The sequence below is a fragment of the Blastococcus carthaginiensis genome, assembly GCF_030731085.1.
In the GTDB taxonomy this organism is placed as follows: Bacteria; Actinomycetota; Actinomycetes; order Mycobacteriales; family Geodermatophilaceae; genus Blastococcus; species Blastococcus carthaginiensis.
In genome coordinates, this window is the sequence record NZ_JASNFN010000040.1 from 1 (window position 1) to 15,900 (window position 15,900).

The 15,900-nt window shown below is 74.1% G+C and carries 14 protein-coding genes; 7 read left to right on the forward strand and 7 right to left on the reverse strand.

What is annotated here, in order from left to right; translation table 11 throughout:
• The first annotated feature begins 42 nt into the window (after positions 1–42).
• Positions 43–1,323 carry a DUF445 domain-containing protein gene (locus QOZ88_RS21520; protein ID WP_306001737.1) on the forward strand — a complete coding sequence of 427 codons (1,281 nt, stop codon included), beginning with the start codon at positions 43–45 and terminating at the stop codon, positions 1,321–1,323.
• Positions 1,324–1,434: 111 nt separating this feature from the next.
• Here QOZ88_RS21520 and rlmB read toward each other — a convergent pair whose 3' ends face one another.
• Genes rlmB through QOZ88_RS21545 form a run of 5 tightly spaced genes read right to left on the reverse strand, consistent with a single transcriptional unit; the run spans position 1,435 to position 5,533 of the window.
• Complete coding sequence (gene rlmB, locus QOZ88_RS21525) at positions 1,435–2,415, reverse strand: 23S rRNA (guanosine(2251)-2'-O)-methyltransferase RlmB (protein WP_306001738.1); 981 nt, start codon at positions 2,413–2,415, stop codon at positions 1,435–1,437.
• A complete protein-coding gene (gene cysS, locus QOZ88_RS21530; RefSeq protein ID WP_306001739.1) occupies positions 2,397–3,800 on the reverse strand; it encodes a cysteine--tRNA ligase in 1,404 nt (467 codons plus the stop codon). The genes rlmB and cysS overlap by 19 nt, the downstream gene beginning before the upstream one ends.
• Positions 3,801–3,810: 10 nt before the next feature.
• Positions 3,811–4,332, reverse strand: a complete 522-nt coding sequence (gene ispF, locus QOZ88_RS21535) for a 2-C-methyl-D-erythritol 2,4-cyclodiphosphate synthase (RefSeq protein ID WP_306001740.1) — start codon at positions 4,330–4,332, stop codon at positions 3,811–3,813.
• Entirely contained in the window at positions 4,329–5,012 is a 684-nt protein-coding gene (ispD, locus tag QOZ88_RS21540) for a 2-C-methyl-D-erythritol 4-phosphate cytidylyltransferase (RefSeq protein WP_306001741.1), read from the reverse strand. Before ispD ends, ispF begins: the two co-directional genes overlap by 4 nt.
• A gap of 38 nt (positions 5,013–5,050) precedes the next feature.
• The gene (locus QOZ88_RS21545; protein WP_306001742.1) at positions 5,051–5,533 is read right to left on the reverse strand and encodes a CarD family transcriptional regulator; all 483 of its coding nucleotides are present in this window, start codon (positions 5,531–5,533) and stop codon (positions 5,051–5,053) included.
• 121 nt (positions 5,534–5,654) lie between these two features.
• Here QOZ88_RS21545 and QOZ88_RS21550 point away from each other — a divergent pair, with 121 nt between their 5' ends.
• The 4 genes from QOZ88_RS21550 to disA all read left to right on the forward strand — a co-directional run bounded on the left by QOZ88_RS21550 (position 5,655) and on the right by disA (position 9,876).
• Entirely contained in the window at positions 5,655–6,512 is an 858-nt protein-coding gene (locus QOZ88_RS21550; protein ID WP_306001743.1) for a UbiA family prenyltransferase, read from the forward strand.
• Positions 6,513–6,647: 135 nt separating this feature from the next.
• Positions 6,648–7,205, forward strand: coding sequence for a copper chaperone PCu(A)C (locus QOZ88_RS21555; RefSeq protein ID WP_306001744.1), 558 nt, complete (start codon positions 6,648–6,650; stop codon positions 7,203–7,205).
• A gap of 103 nt (positions 7,206–7,308) precedes the next feature.
• On the forward strand, positions 7,309–8,673 hold the full coding sequence (gene radA, locus QOZ88_RS21560; protein ID WP_306001745.1) for a DNA repair protein RadA: 1,365 nt from the start codon (positions 7,309–7,311) through the stop codon (positions 8,671–8,673).
• Between the two features lie 117 nt (positions 8,674–8,790).
• Positions 8,791–9,876, forward strand: a complete 1,086-nt coding sequence (gene disA, locus QOZ88_RS21565; RefSeq protein ID WP_306001746.1) for a DNA integrity scanning diadenylate cyclase DisA — start codon at positions 8,791–8,793, stop codon at positions 9,874–9,876.
• Positions 9,877–9,904: 28 nt separating this feature from the next.
• On the opposite strand, the gene QOZ88_RS21570 is transcribed toward disA, so the two are convergent.
• Entirely contained in the window at positions 9,905–10,573 is a 669-nt protein-coding gene (locus QOZ88_RS21570; protein WP_306001747.1) for a MucR family transcriptional regulator, read from the reverse strand.
• Positions 10,574–10,650: 77 nt separating this feature from the next.
• Here QOZ88_RS21570 and QOZ88_RS21575 point away from each other — a divergent pair, with 77 nt between their 5' ends.
• The gene (locus QOZ88_RS21575) at positions 10,651–11,541 is read left to right on the forward strand and encodes an HhH-GPD family protein (RefSeq protein WP_306001748.1); all 891 of its coding nucleotides are present in this window, start codon (positions 10,651–10,653) and stop codon (positions 11,539–11,541) included.
• Positions 11,542–11,698: 157 nt separating this feature from the next.
• Here the strand turns inward: QOZ88_RS21575 and QOZ88_RS21580 are convergent, their stop codons facing one another.
• Positions 11,699–14,236, reverse strand: coding sequence for an ATP-dependent Clp protease ATP-binding subunit (locus tag QOZ88_RS21580; protein WP_306001749.1), 2,538 nt, complete (start codon positions 14,234–14,236; stop codon positions 11,699–11,701).
• A gap of 333 nt (positions 14,237–14,569) precedes the next feature.
• On the opposite strand from QOZ88_RS21580, the gene QOZ88_RS21585 reads away from it, so the two are divergent.
• Positions 14,570–15,856, forward strand: a complete 1,287-nt coding sequence (locus tag QOZ88_RS21585; protein WP_305997790.1) for an ISL3 family transposase — start codon at positions 14,570–14,572, stop codon at positions 15,854–15,856.
• The last annotated feature ends 44 nt before the right edge of the window (positions 15,857–15,900 follow it).

The window sequence follows — 15,900 nt, forward strand, 5'->3', positions numbered from 1 at the left end:
ACCCCCGGCGGCCACCCGGCCCGGCTCCCTAGGCTGGGCCGGGTGGCCGCCCCCCGACTGACCGCTCCCCTGGCCGGCTCGCTCGACGACCCGGCCAGGGCGCGCGACCTGGCCCGGATGAAGCGGCTGGCCACCGGGCTCTTCCTGCTCGCGGCCGTCGTCTTCCTCGCCTGCGTGCTGCTGGGCGAGGAGGCCGGCGCGTGGGTCGGCTACGTCCGCGCGACGGCGGAGGCCTCCATGGTCGGGGCCCTCGCGGACTGGTTCGCCGTCACCGCGCTCTTCCGGCACCCGCTGCGGCTGCCCATCCCGCACACCGCGATCATCCCGCGCAAGAAGGACCAGATCGGCGAGAGCCTGGGCACCTTCGTGCAGGAGAACTTCCTGACCCGCACCGTCGTCGCGGAGAAGCTCGCCACTATCGACGTCCCGGGCCGGCTGGGCGCGTTCCTGGCCGCCCCCGGGCGGGCCGAGCGCCTGGCCGGCGACGCCGCCACCGCGCTCACCGGCCTCACCCAGCTGCTCAAGGACGACGACGTGCAGCCCGCCGTCGCCGCGCTGGTGGAGCGCAAGCTGCACGAGACCCCCGCCGCCCCCGCGCTGGCCCGGGTGCTCGAGCTCGTGGTCGACGGCGACCGGCACCAGGAGGTGCTCTCCGCGGCGATGCGGCTGACGGCCCGGTTCCTCGACGAGAACCGGCTGGTGTTCCGGGCGCAGCTGGGCGACGCGTCCCCGGCCTGGGTGCCCGACTGGGTGGACGACCGGGTCTTCGACCGGGCCTTCGCCGGGGTGCACCGCTTCCTCGAAGAGGTGGCCGCCGACCCGCGCCACGAGCTGCGTCGCGCCTACGACGCCCGGCTGCGCGCCTACGTGCAGGCCCTGCGCACCGACCCGGCCACCGCCGCGCGGGTGGAGGAGTTCAAGCACGAGGTGCTGGCCCACCCCGCGGTGCGCGACTGGTCGGGCTCGCTCTGGACGACGGCGAAGGACGCGGTGCTGACCGCCGCGGCCGACCCGACGTCACCGCTGCGCGCCCGCGTGACGGGGCTGATCCTCGACGGCGCGCGCCTGTTGCAGACCGACCCGACGGTGCGCGAGCTGGTGCAGCGGCACAGCGGGCAGGTGGCGGGCTACGTCGCCGAGCGCTTCTCCGGCGACCTCGCCGACCTGGTCAGCAGCACCGTCGCCCGGTGGGACACCGACGAGACCAGCCGGCGGATCGAGCTGCAGGTGGGCCGCGACCTGCAGTGGATCCGGGTCAACGGCACCGTCGTCGGCGGCCTCGCCGGCCTAATCATCTACACGGTCGCCCAACTGCTCGGCTGAGCGCGATGGTGATCAGGTGACCTGATCGAGCCGGGGGCGGGGGCAGCGGCGACCCGGAGCCAGGGCCACCGCCCGGGGGGCCGGACGGGGGGCACCGGCCGCCCGACCGCCTCAGCGGCGGGCGGCCGCCACCTGGTACAGCGCGATGCCGGCGGCGACGCTGACGTTGAGCGACTCGGTGTCCCGCGAGATCGGGATGCGGACGACGACGTCGCACTTCTCCCGGACCAGCCGCGACAGCCCGGTGCCCTCGGCGCCGACGACCAGCGCGACGGCGTCGGCGAAGCCGTCGTACTCGTGCAGGTCGACGTCGCCGTCACCGGCCAGGCCCACCGTCTGCAACCCGGCGTCCTGGTAGGCGGCGAGCGCCCGCGGCAGGTTGACCGCCCGGGCGACGCGCAACCGGGCCGCCGCACCGGCGCTGGTGCGCCAGGCCGACGCGGTCATCCCCACCGCGCGGCGCTGCGGCACGACGACGCCGTGCGCGTCGAACGCGGCCGCCGACCGGACGACGGCGCCGAGGTTGCGCGGGTCGGTCACCCCGTCCATCGCCACGATCAGCGGCGCCCGGCCCGAGTCACGGGCGATGTCCAGCAGGTCGTCCGGGTGGGCGTAGTCGTAGGGCGGCACCTGCAGGCCGATGCCCTGGTGCAGGGCGCCCTGCGCCATGCGGTCGAACTCGCCCTTGCCCACCTCGAGCAGCGGCAGCCCGCGGTCGGCCGCCAGCGCGAGGGCCTCGGCGATCCGCTCGTCGGTGCCGCCGCGCGTGGTGTCGCCGGTGACGACGTACAGGGCCGTGGCCGGGATCTGCGCCCGCAGCGCCTCCACCACCGGGTTGCGGCCGAGCAGCAGCTCGGGCGCCTCCTCCGCGCGCTGCCGGGCCCTGGCGCGATCGGCGCGCTGGCGCTCCTGGGCCTGCGCCTTCCGCTGCGCCGGATGCCCGTACCGCTGCTCGGCGGGCGGGGTGGCGCCCCGGCCGGCGAGCGACCGGCGGTTCTTGCCACCGGTCCCGGCGGTCGCCGTCTTCTTGCCCGCACCGGTCGTGCGGCCGCGGCGCTGGCTGTTGCCGGCCATCAGCGGGTCAGCTCCCATCGGGGTCCTTGCGGAGTGTCCTCGACGGTGACGCCGAGGGCGGCGAGCTGGTCGCGGATCGCGTCCGCCGCCGCGAAATCCTTGCGCGCCCGGGCCGCCTGCCGCTGCTCGAGCGCCAGCGCCACCAGGCCGTCGGTCGCCCGGGCCAGCCGGTCGTCGCCACCGGCGGCGGCCCACTGCGGGTCGAGCGGGTCCAGCCCGAGCACGCCCAGCATGGCGCGGACCGAGCCCAGCGTCCCTGCGACCGCCCGGTCGTCCCCGTCGGCCAGTGCCGTGTTGCCCTCGCGCACCATGTCGTGGATCGCGGCGATCGCGGCCGGGGTGCCGAGGTCGTCGTCGAGCGCGTTGCTGAAGTCGGCGCAGAGCACCGGGGCCCCGGCGTCGGCGCCGACCCGCTCGGCCGCCCGCTTCACGAAGGACTCGATGCGGCGGTAGGCGTGACCGGCCTCCTCCAGCGCGGCGTCGGTGAACTCGACGGTCGAGCGGTAGTGCGGCGCGACCAGGTAGTACCGCAGCTCCACCGGCCGCACCCGCCGGACGACCTCGTCCACCAGGGCGGTGTTGCCCAGCGACTTGCTCATCTTCTCGCCGCCGAGGGTGACCCAGCCGTTGTGCAGCCAGTACTGCGCGAACGCGTCGCCGGCGGCCCGGGACTGCGCCTGCTCGTTCTCGTGGTGCGGGAAGCGCAGGTCCAGGCCGCCGCCGTGGATGTCGAAGGCGGCGCCGAGGTACCTGCCCGCCATGGCCGAGCACTCCAGGTGCCAGCCCGGCCGGCCACGGCCCCACGGGGTCGGCCACGAGGCCGTCGCCGGCTCGGCGGGCTTGGCGGCCTTCCACAGCGCGAAGTCGCGGGGATCGCGCTTGCGCTCGTCGGTGTCGGTGTCGGCGGCGGGCTCCAGCGCGTCGAGCCGCTGGCCGGTGAGCGCCCCGTACCCGGGGAAGGAGCGGACGTCGAAGTAGACGTCGCCGTCGACGGCGTAGGCGTGCTCGCGTTCGATCAGCCGCTGCATGAGCTCGACCATCTCGGGGACGTGCCCGGTCGCGCGCGGCTCGTAGGTGGGCGGCAGGACGCCGAGGACGTCGTAGGCGCGGGTGCTGGCGCGCTCGTTTTCGAACGCCCAGGCCCACCATGGGACGTCGTGCTCGTCGGCCTTGGTGAGGATCTTGTCGTCGATGTCGGTGACGTTGCGGACGTAGGTGACCTCGAGGCCGCGCGCGATCAGCCAGCGGCGGAGGACGTCGAAGGACACCGCCGCCCGGACGTGCCCGACGTGCGGCGGTCCCTGCACGGTGAGGCCGCAGACGTAGACCGACGCGTGACCGGCACGCAGGGGCGTGAAGTCGCGGACCGCACGGGCGGCCGTGTCGTACAGGCGGAGGCTCACTGCCGGGAGTCTACGGAGTGCCTGGCGCCCCTTCCGCCCGCGGCGAGGCCGCCTCCCCCGTCCGGATCACCAGCGCGGTCGCCACGGCGGCCCGCCCCTCCCCCCGGCCGGTCAGCCCGAGACCGTCGGTGGTGGTGGCCGCCACGCTGACCGGGGCACCGAGCGCGGCCGAGAGCGCGGCCTCCGCCTCCGCCCGGCGCGGACCGAGCTTCGGGGTGTTCGCGACCAGCTGGACCGACGCGTTGCCGATCTCCCAGCCGAGGGCGGTGACCACCTCGCGCACGTACTCGAGGACGGCGATGCCCGCAGCCCCTGCCCAGCGCGGGTCGTCGGTGCCCAGCAGACCGCCGATGTCACCGAGCCCGGCCGCGGACAGCACGGCGTCGGTGAGTGCGTGGGCCACCACGTCGCCGTCCGAGTGACCGGCGCAGCCGTAGGTGTCGGGCCAGTCGAGCCCGGCCAGCCGGCAGGGCCGGCCCGCGACGACGGGGTGGACGTCGGTGCCGATGCCGACGCGCGGCAGCACGGTCACGGGTGCACCTCGCTCGCGGTCAGGCCCACGCTCAGCTCGGCGAGCGCGAGGTCGTGGGGGACGGTGATCTTCGCGGAGCGCTCGTCACCGGGGACGGTGCGCACCGGGACGCCGGCGGCGCGGACGACGGCGGCGTCGTCGGTGAGCTCGGCGGCGTCGTCGAGGGCGGCGTAGGCGGCGACCAGGGTGGCGCGGTCGAAGCCCTGCGGGGTCTGCACGCGGCGCAGCGGCGCCCGGGGGACGGCCTCGGCGACCACGCCGTCGTCGTCCACCAGGACGGTGGTGTCGACGACCGGCAGCACGGGGACGACGGCGCGGGCACCGCCGGCGAGCGCGTCCAGCACCCGCGCCACGGCGTCGGGCGGGGTGAGCGGTCGGGCGGCGTCGTGCACCAGGACGACGTCGGCCCGCGGGCCGGCCGCGGCGAGCCCGGCGCACACGGACGCGGTGCGGGTGGCGCCGCCGTCGACGAGCTGCACCGTCCCGGGCAGCGCAGCGGCGAACGCGGCGCGCTCCGCGGGCGGCACGGTGACGACCACCTCGTCGACGCCGCCGGCGAACAGCGCATCGACGGCCCAGGCGACCAGTGGCCGCCCGGCGAGCGGGACCAGCGCCTTCGGCTGCCCGGCGCCCAGACGCGAACCGCTCCCGGCCGCTGCGACGATGGCGACAGCGTGCACGGGAGCGGTTCGGTGGGATCTGCGCGAACGCGGAGCGCTCAGCTGGCGAGGACCTCGTCGAGTAGGATCTCGGCCTTGTCCTCGTTGGTGCCCTCGGCGAGCGCGAGCTCGCTCACCAGGATCTGGCGGGCCTTGGAGAGCATCCGCTTCTCGCCGGCCGAGAGGCCGCGGTCCTTGTCGCGGCGCCACAGGTCGCGGACGACCTCGGCCACCTTGTTGACGTCGCCGGAGGCCAGCTTCTCGAGGTTGGCCTTGTAGCGGCGCGACCAGTTCGTCGGCTCCTCCGTGTGCGGGGCGCGGAGCACCTCGAACACCCGGTTGAGCCCCTCCTGACCGACGACGTCGCGGACGCCGACGATCTCTGCATTGTCGGCCGGCACGCGCACGGTGAGGTCGCCCTGGGCGACCTTCAGCACGAGGTAGGCCTTCTCTTCACCCTTGATCGTGCGCTTCTCGATCGCCTCGATGAGCGCGGCACCGTGGTGCGGGTAGACGACGGTCTCGCCGACAGTGAAGCCCATGTGGATGTGACCCCTTTCGCTTCCCCAAGGTTAGCACGGCAGACTGACCAGCGGATCGGCGCCGGGCAGTAAATATGCAGGTCAGCGGCCTGAGTCGACGCGTCGGAGGGGTTGACAGAGCGTGGCTGATGTGCCTGTGGGCGCCGCCCGGCGGGGCGCGACGGCCCGTGCGCTGGTCCGCGCGACCCACCTCGGGCCGACCCTCGCGGTGACCACGGTGGCCACCCTGCTGGCCGTCGCCGCGGACGTCCCACCGGCGCGCACAGCGCTGCTCTGCGCGGCCGTCCTCGCAGGTCAGGCCTCCATCGGCTGGAGCAACGACTGGCTCGACGCCGACCGCGACCGCGCCGTCGCACGGGCGGACAAGCCGGTCGTGCAGGGCGCCGTCGCCCCGGGCGTGCTGCGCGGCGCCGCCCTCGCCGCCGCCGCCGCGGCCGTCGTCCTCTCGCTGCTGCTGGGGCTCGTGCCCGGCGCGCTCCTGCTACTGCTCGTCGCCAGCGGGTGGGCCTACAACGCCGGGCTCAAGCGCACCGTCTGGTCCGGCGCGGGCTACGTGGTGGGTTTCGGGGCGCTGCCCGCCGGGGTGGTCGCCGCCGCGCCCGGCACGCCCGCACCCCCCTGGTGGCTGGTGGCGGCCGGCGCGGCGCTCGGTGGCGCCGCGCACCTGGCGAACGTCGCCCCCGACCTCGACGACGACGCGGCCACCGGGATCCGCGGGCTCCCGCACCGGCTCGGGGCGCGCGTCTCCGCGGTCTGCGGGGCGCTGCTGCTGGCCGGTGCGTCGCTGGTGCTCGTGCTGGCCCCGCCGGGCCCACCCGGGCCCACCGGCTGGGCGGCCCTCGCCCTGGCCGTGCCTGCGGCCGCGGTGGCCGCGCTCGCGGGAACGCCGCGCTTCCGCGGGCTCGCCTTCCCCGCCGTCATGCTGCTGACCGTGCTGGACGTCGCCCTGCTGGTCGGCAGCGGGTCGAGCCTGGCCTGACGGGCACCGCAGGGCGCCGGGCCGCGACGCAGACGGCGCCCTGCGGGCGGGCCCGCCGGGCGACCGATACGCTCGGCAGGTCTCCGCGCCACCGATCCCCGGTGGCCGGCACGGTCCTGCTGGAGGTCGACAGCCGTGAACCGCGCTCTGCGCGCCGCCACGTTGGGCGTTCTGCTCTTCTCCCCGCTCGCCCTCTCGGCGTGCAGCGCCGGCCAGGTCACGCAGACCGCCGAGCAGGTCCGCGACCAGCGGGGCACGATGGCGGAGGTCGGTGACCTCACCCTGCGCGCGATCAACGTGGCCTCTCCCGACGGCGGCGCCTACGAGGCCGGCGACGACGCCTCGCTCCAGGTCGCGATCGTCAACGACGGCGACGAGGACGACACGCTGACCGACGTCTCCGGCGAGGGCTTCGACGAGGCGGTCATCGGCACCTCCGCCGCCGTTCCGGGCACAGCGGCCGGTTCCGACGAACTGGAGATCCCGGCCGACGAAGCCGTGCTCGTCGGCGTCGACGATCCCCGCACCATCACCCTCGTCGGCCTCGACGAATCCCTCACGACCGGCGGGTACGTCGAACTGACCTTCACCTTCGAGAACGCCGGCGAGGTCACCGTGGCGACCCCGGTGGCGGCCTCCGCCGAGGTGCTCGAGCGCGAGGAGTTCTTCGACTTCCACCACGAGGAGCACTGAGAGGCCGACCAGCAGGCCACCGAGATCGCCGATGGCGGCTCCTCCCGGGGAGCCGCCATCACGCGTCCCGGGAGTTGTCGGTGCCGGCGGTTAGCGTCCTCGCGTGCCCTCCCCCGGAGTGAAGTCCCGCCCCGCCCACCGCTGCACCGACTGCGGCTACGCCTCGGCAAAGTGGGTCGGGCGCTGCCCCGAGTGCCAGGCGTGGGGCACCCTGCAGGAGCTCGGCGCCCCGGTCACGGGGCTGCGGGCCGTCTCGGCCGGCCAGGTGAGCGCGCCGGCCCGGCCGATCGCCGAGGTGGAGCTCGCGGGCGCCCGCGCCGTGCCGACGGGCATCGCCGAGTTCGACCGTGTCCTCGGCGGCGGTCTCGTGCCGGGCGCGGTGCTGCTGGTCGCCGGGGAGCCCGGGGTCGGCAAGTCCACGTTGCTGCTCGAGGTGGCCCACCGGGTCGCCGCGGCCGGCGGCCCCACTCTCGTGGTCTCCGGTGAGGAGTCGGCCGGCCAGGTCCGGCTCCGCGCGGAGCGGATCGGCGCCCTGCACGACCGGCTCTATCTCGCCGCCGAGACGGAGCTGTCCGCGGTGCTGGCCCACGTCGAGGCGGTCAACCCCTCGCTGCTGGTCCTCGACAGCGTGCAGACCGTCCGCTCCCCCGCCGCCGAGGGCACCGACGGCGGCTCGACGCAGGTGCGCGCCGTGGCCTCGGCGCTGACCGGCGTGGCGAAGACCCGGGGCATGACCACGATCCTCGTCGGCCACGTCACCAAGGACGGCGCCATCGCCGGCCCGCGCACGCTCGAGCACCTGGTCGACGTCGTCGTCTCCTTCGACGGCGAGCGCCATTCGACCCTGCGCATGGTCCGGGCGACGAAGAACCGGTTCGGCCCGGCCGACGAGATCGGCTGCTTCGAGATCGGCGACAGCGGGGTCGTCGGCGTACCCGACCCGTCGGCGCTGTTCGTGTCGCGGCGGAGCGACCCGGTCCCCGGCAGCTGCGTCACCGTCACCCTGGAGGGCAGCCGCCCGCTGCTGGCCGAGGTGCAGGCCCTCGTGGCGAGCACGAGCGGTGGCGGCTCCCCCCGCCGGGCCGTCAGCGGGCTGGACTCCCAGCGGGTGGCCATGGTGAACGCCGTGGTCGAGCGACGCGGCCGGGTCAAGCTGGCCGACGCCGACGTGTTCGCCGCCTCCGTCGGCGGGGTGCGGATCGCCGAGCCGGCCGCCGACCTGGCCCTGGCGCTGGCGATCGCCTCCGCCGCCAAGGACACGCCGCTGCCCGCGGGGCTGGTGGCCCTCGGCGAGGTCGGCCTCTCCGGGGAGATCCGCCGGGTCGGCGGCACCGGGCGCCGACTGGCGGAGGCCGCCCGCCAGGGCTACCGCGTGGCCCTGGTGCCGCCGGACGCCGGCGCCGCTCCGGCGGGGATGCGGCTGATCGAGGTCCCCGACCTCGGTGCGGCCTTCCACCGCATGTTCTGAACCCGTAGGGTTCCGTATGAGTGCGCGGGGCGGGCGCCCCCGCACCCCGAGCGTGCCGGGCCCCTCACGCGGGTACGTAGACTCGGCTGCCGTACCACTCGACCGTCAGGAGAGCTCGTGCCCGCCGCCGTGGACCCCGAGGTCGCCCTGCGCGAACTCCTCGGCCGCATCGCCCCCGGCACGGCGCTGCGCGACGGCCTCGAGCGCATCCTGGCCGGCCGCACCGGCGCGCTGATCGTGCTGGGGTACGACCGGGTGGTCGAGTCGATCTGCACCGGTGGCTTCGCCCTGGACGTCGCGCTCTCCGCCACCCGGCTGCGCGAGCTGGCGAAGATGGACGGCGCGGTGATCGTCTCCTACGACGGCAGCCGCATCGTCCGGGCGGGCGTCCACCTCATGCCCGACCCGACGGTCCCCACCGAGGAGTCGGGCACCCGGCACCGCACCGCGGAGCGGGTCGCCGTCCAGACCGGCTTCCCGGTGATCTCGGTGAGCCAGTCGATGCACATCATCAGCGTGTACGTGGCCGGCCGGCGGTACACCCTCGAGCACCCGACGACGATCCTCGCCCGGGCCAACCAGGCCCTCGCCGCGCTGGAGCGCTACAAGCTCCGCCTGGACGAGGTGGCGAGCACCCTCTCCGCCCTCGAGATCGAGGACCTCGTGACGGTGCGCGACGCGATGAGCGTCAGCCAGCGGCTGGAGATGGTGCGCCGGATCGCCGACGAGATCGAGGGCTTCGTCGTCGAGCTCGGCACCGACGGCCGGCTGCTGGCCCTGCAGCTCGACGAGATGCTCGCCGGCGTCGAGGAGGACCGCGGGCTGCTCGTCCGCGACTACCTCCCCGCGGGCGGTCGCCGGACCCGCACGATCGACCAGGTGCTCACCGATCTGCGGGCACTCACCGCCACCGAGCTGCTCGACCTCTCCGCCGTCGCCCGCTGCTACGGCCTGCCCACGTCGCCGGACGCACTCGACTCCCCGGTGAGCCCGCGGGGCTACCGCCTGCTCGCCCGGGTCCCCCGGCTGCCCGCCGGCATCATCGACCGACTGGTCGAGCACTTCGGGGGCCTGCAGAAGCTGCTGGCCGCCACCATCGAGGACCTGCTGGCCGTGGAGGGCGTCGGGGAGGCGCGGGCGCGCGGTATCCGCGAGGGGCTGTCCCGGCTGGCCGAGACCTCCATCCTGGACCGCTACAGCTGATCGCCGCCCACCCCGGGGCCCGCACGCGTCAGCCGATGGTCAGCGGGGCGTCGCCGGACACCTTCGTGTCCAGGCGGCCGCGGAGCACGTAGTCCCCCGGGGAAGGCGTCACCCGCTCAGCGGTGCACGTCGGCTCGCTGGTGAGCCCGCCCCACCGGACGGGGAAGACCACCGGCTCCCCCGGCGCCAGCGTGCGCTGGTCGCTGCTGCTCTCCGGGAAGCAGTCGTTGCTCCCCCAGACCCGCGCCCCGGCGGCGTCGACCATCACGAGCTCCTGCAGCTGCTTGTCCAGCGTCCGCACGCAGGGCACGGGCGAGGTGTTGACCACCACCAGCTCGAACGTCGGCTTGGCGCCCACGGCCGCCGTCCCCGGGGTGCGCACCTCCAGACCCAGCATCTCGTCGGTGCACGAACCGCCCGGCGTCGGGCCCGCCGGAGCCGGCGGTGCGCTCGGCGGCGCGGTGGTGCCCGGCGTCCGGACCCCGGAGACCGCGGGCACGACCCGCTCCAGCGCCGGCGGCTCGGCCGGTGCGGCCGCGGTGGTGGGCGAGGCGGCGGGCCCGCTGCTCCCGCTGCCGGGGACCAGGCTCAGCAGCAGCCAGCCGAGGCCGCCGAGCAGGACCAGCAGGGCCACCAGCACGGCCAGCCGGCGCCGCCAGTACACGGCTGCGGGGAGCGGGCCGACCGGGTGCAACACGCGGGGAACGCTAGTGCGCCCGGCCGGGACTGGTCCGCTCGGCACGCCGCGCCGCACGCACGGCACACTGGGTGCCCGTGACCGGGCCGTCCTCCCCCACCGCCACGCCGGTCGGCGAGCTGATCGTCGACTGGTACGCCTCCGCCGCCCGTGACCTGCCCTGGCGGACGCCGGAGGTCGCCCCGTGGGCCGTCCTGGTCAGCGAGGTGATGCTCCAGCAGACCCCCGTGGCGCGCGTGGAGCCCGTCTGGCGGGTCTGGACGGCCCGGTGGCCCACCCCGGCGGACCTGGCGGCCGAGCCGGCCGCAGAGGTCATCCGGGCGTGGGGCAAGCTCGGCTACCCGCGCCGGGCGCTGCGGCTGCGGGAGGCGGCGATCGCGATCACCGAGCGGCACGGGGGCGTCGTCCCCTCCGACGTCGCCGAGCTGGAGGCGCTGCCGGGGGTCGGCACCTACACCGCCCGCGCGGTCGCCTGCTTCGGGTACGGGCGGCGCCAGCCCGTCGTCGACACCAACGTCCGCCGGGTGGTGGCGCGGCTGGTGCACGGCCGCGCGGAGGCGGGCAACGCCCGGGCCGCCGACCTCGCCGACATCGCTGCGCTGGCGCCGGAGGACGACGAGCGCGCCGTGCGCTTCTCGGTGGCGGTGATGGAACTGGGTGCGCTGGTGTGCGTCGCCGGCACGCCACGGTGCGGCGCCTGCCCGGTGCGCGACCGGTGCGCGTGGCGGCTGGCCGGCGCCCCGCCGCACGACGGGCCGCCCCGCAGGGTGCAGAAGTTCGCCGGCACCGACCGCCAGGTGCGCGGCCGGCTGCTCGACGTCCTGCGGGCCGCGCGCGAGCCCGTGGACGCCGCGGCGCTCGAACCCGCGTGGGACGACGCCGTCCAGCGGTCCCGCTGCCTGTACTCCCTGCTCACCGACGGCCTGGTCGAGCAGACCGAGGACGGCCTGTTCACGCTGCCAGGCTGACCGACGATCAGGTGACCTGATCGTTCCGGGTCCTGGCTCATCTCCGGTGGTGAGCCAGGACCCGGAATGACCAGGAGACCTGATCAACAAGCCCGGCGGAAACGGCGGAGGGGCCGCCTCCCTCGCGGGAAGCGGCCCCTCCGGTCCTGCTGATCGATCAGTCGGCCTGGGCAGCCGGACCGTCCTCGTCACCCTCGGCGCCCGAGAGGGCCACCGGCGGGGTGTCGGGGAGGTCGATCGGCTTGGCCTCGCCGCGGAAGGTGAACCTCTGCGCCGCGCCCTCCGCCTCGTCGACGTCCACCACGATGATCTGACCACCGGTCAGGTCGCCGTAGAGGATCTTCTCCGAGAGCGCGTCCTCGATCTCGCGCTGGATGGTGCGGCGCAGCGGCCGGGCACCCAGGACGGGGTCGAAGCCACGGGAGGCCAGCAGCTTCTTGGCCGCGGGCGTTATCTCCAGCGACATGTCCTTGTTCGCCAGCTGAGTCTCGAGCCGGGCGACCATCAGGTCGACGATCTGGATGATCTCGTTCTCGGTCAGCTGGTGGAACACGACGATGTCGTCGATCCGGTTGAGGAACTCCGGCCGGAAGTGCTGCTTGAGCTCCTCGTTGACCTTGAGCTTCATCCGGTCGTAGTTCGACTGGTCGTCGTTGCCGGCCTGGAAGCCGAGGCCGACGGCCTTGGAGATGTCCCGCGTACCGAGGTTCGTGGTGAGGATGAGGATCGTGTTCTTGAAGTCCACGACCCGGCCCTGACCATCGGTGAGCCGGCCGTCCTCCAGCACCTGCAGCAGCGTGTTGAACACGTCCGCGTGCGCCTTCTCGATCTCGTCGAAGAGGACCACCGAGAACGGCTTGCGCCGCACCTTCTCGGTCAGCTGCCCACCCTCGTCGTAACCGACGTAACCGGGAGGGGCACCGACCAGCCGCGACACGGTGAACTTGTCGTGGAACTCGCCCATGTCGATCTGGATGAGCGCGTCGTCCTCACCGAACAGGAACTGCGCCAGCGCCTTCGCCAGCTCCGTCTTCCCGACACCCGAGGGGCCGGCGAAGATGAAGGAACCACCGGGACGGCGCGGGTCCTTGAGGCCCGCCCGCGTGCGCCGGATCGCCTGGCTGACGCTCTTGATGGCCTCTTCCTGGCCGATGATCCGCTTGTGGAGCTCGTCCTCCATGCGGAGCAGACGCGTGGTCTCCTCCTCGGTGAGCTTGAAGACGGGGATGCCGGTCCAGTTGGCCAGGACCTCGGCGATCTGCTCGTCGTCGACCTCAGCGACGACGTCCATGTCGCCGGCCTTCCACTGCTTCTCGCGCTCGGCCTTCTCGCCCAGCAGCTGCTTCTCGGTGTCGCGCAGCGACGCGGCCTTCTCGAAGTCCTGGGCGTCGATCGCCGATTCCTTCTCGCGGCGGACGGCCGCGATCTTGTCGTCGAACTCGCGCAGGTCCGGCGGCGCGGTCATCCGCTTGATCCGCATCCGGGCGCCGGCCTCGTCGATCAGGTCGATCGCCTTGTCCGGCAGGAAGCGGTCGGAGATGTACCGGTCGGCCAGCGTCGCCGCGGCCACCAGGGCGCCGTCGGTGATGCTGATCCGGTGGTGCGCCTCGTAGCGGTCGCGCAGACCCTTGAGGATCTCGATCGTGTGCGCCAGCGTCGGCTCGCCCACCTGGATCGGCTGGAACCGCCGCTCGAGCGCGGCGTCCTTCTCCAGGTGCTTGCGGTACTCGTCGAGCGTGGTGGCACCGATGGTCTGCAGCTCACCGCGGGCAAGCATCGGCTTGAGGATGCTGGCGGCGTCGATCGCGCCCTCCGCGGCACCCGCCCCGACGAGGGTGTGGATCTCGTCGATGAACAGGATGATGTCGCCGCGGGTGCGGATCTCCTTGAGGACCTTCTTGAGGCGCTCCTCGAAGTCACCGCGGTAGCGGGAACCGGCGACGAGCGCGCCGAGGTCCAGCGTGTAGAGCTGCTTGTCCTTCAGCGTCTCGGGCACCTCGCCCTTGACGATCGCCTGCGCCAGCCCCTCGACGACGGCGGTCTTGCCGACGCCGGGCTCGCCGATGAGGACCGGGTTGTTCTTGGTGCGCCGCGAGAGGACCTGCATGACGCGCTCGATCTCCTTGGCCCGCCCGATGACCGGGTCGAGCTTGGAGTCGCGCGCGGCCTGGGTCAGGTTGCGGCCGAACTGGTCGAGGACCAGCGAGGTCGACGGGGTGCCCTCGGCGGGGCCGCCGGCCGCGGCCGGCTCCTTGCCCTGGTAGCCGCTGAGCAGCTGGATGACCTGCTGGCGGACGCGGTTGAGATCGGCGCCGAGCTTCACCAGGACCTGGGCGGCGACGCCCTCGCCCTCGCGGATCAGGCCGAGCAGGATGTGCTCGGTGCCGATGTAGTTGTGGCCGAGCTGCAGCGCCTCGCGCAGCGACAGCTCAAGGACCTTCTTCGCCCGCGGGGTGAAGGGGATGTGCCCGGACGGCGCCTGCTGGCCCTGCCCGATGATCTCCTCGACCTGCTGGCGGACACCCTCGAGCGAGATGCCGAGGGACTCCAGGGCCTTGGCAGCGACGCCCTCACCCTCGTGGATCAAACCCAGGAGGATGTGCTCGGTGCCGATGTAGTTGTGGTTGAGCATCCGGGCCTCTTCCTGGGCCAGGACGACGACACGGCGGGCTCGGTCGGTGAACCGTTCGAACATCTGCTGCTTCTCCTCTGACCGGCTGGTCCGGCACTGCCCTCCCCGTGTGGGAAGGAGCACCCGACATCCGTCGGCGCGCGGGGGCACCGGTCTTTCCACTGTAGTCGCGGACCACGCCGTCCCGTCGTCGTCCGACGGGTCCCGTGGGTGGCTGCTCGTTCCAACCACGGGACCCGGAGTGCTGTTCCGCCCCTGTTACGCGGCTCTTCGCGGTTCCTGGTGATGGCGAGGCGTGAGCCGGAGATCGTGAGGCTGGGCCGGAGACGTTGAGGGCCCGTGGTCCTGCTGGGATGGGTGTTGCCTAGACATCCGCACCAGTGAGGTCCACGAGCCGTGTTCGAGCCTACGGGCTCGCAGCGTGATGCTGCGAGCGCGATCTTCAACCTGCCCGACTACCGCGTCCTGAGCGCCGCCGACGTGGGCGACGGCGTGCGCCGGGTCGAGGTGGAGTCCAGCGATCCACCCGGCTGCCCGGTCTGCGGGGTGCTCGCGGTCCGGGTGCACTCGCGCCGCCGGCAGGCGTTGCGGGACCTGCCGGTCGCCGGCCCGACCGAGGTGGTGTGGCTCAAGCGTCGCTGGTTCTGCGACCAGGCCCGATGTCCGCGGGGGACGTTCAGCGAGGTCACCGACCAGGTGCCGGCGTTCGCCCGCTCGACCGCCCGACTGTGTCAGGCGCTGGTCGCCGCGGTCGTGGTCTCCGGCCGGGCGGCCAGCGAGGTCGCCCGCGCGCATCGGGTGTCGTGGTGGCTGGTGCAGTCGATGCTCACCGCGGCCGCCGACCTGATCGGCGACCCCGATGACGTGCTGGTGCGCCGGCTCGGGGTCGATGAGCACCGCTACCGCTCGGTCCGCTTCTTCCGTGACCCCGACGGTGGCTGGCGGCGCTACGAGCCGTGGATGACCACCCTGGTCGATGCCGACACCGGCCGGGTGCTCGGCGTGGTCGACGGCCGCGACTCCGCCGGCGTCGGCGCCTGGCTGGCCGCCCGCAGCTGCGCCTGGCGGGATGCCGTGGAGGTGGTGGCGATCGATCCGTCAGCGGCGTTCCGTAAGGCGCTGCGCGAGCAGCTGCCGCACGCGGCGGTCAGCGTCGACCCGTTCCACCTGGTCAAGCTGGCCAACGACATGGTCACCGCCGTGCGGCAGCGGGTCGTCCGCGACCGCAAGGGCCGCCGCGGCCGCGGCATCGACCCGGCCTGGGCCAACCGACGGCTGCTGCTGCGCGCCGGCGACACGCTCGGCCCGCGGGCGCTGGCCCGGCTGAAGGCGACCTTGCGCACCGATGACCCGACCGATGAGATCGGCGCTGCCTGGGGCGTCAAGGAGGCCCTGCGCCGGCTGCTGACCAGCGGCTCCCTGGCCGAAGCCCACGAGCACAAGATGCGGCTCGGCGTCTTCGTGCTCGCCGCCAACATGCCCGAGACCGACCGGCTCTGGGCGACCATCGACGCCTGGTGGGACGCCATCGAGGTGCTCGTCGTCACCGGCGTCACCAACGCCCGCACCGAGGCTGCGAACACCGGCATCAAGCAGATCAAGCGCACCGGGCGCGGCTACCGGAACGCTGCCAACTACCGCACTCGTATCCTGCTCGCCAGCGCCGCCCGGACGGCAGCGTGAACACCCTTCTCAGCGACACCGTTCACCAGGAACCGGGAAAAGCC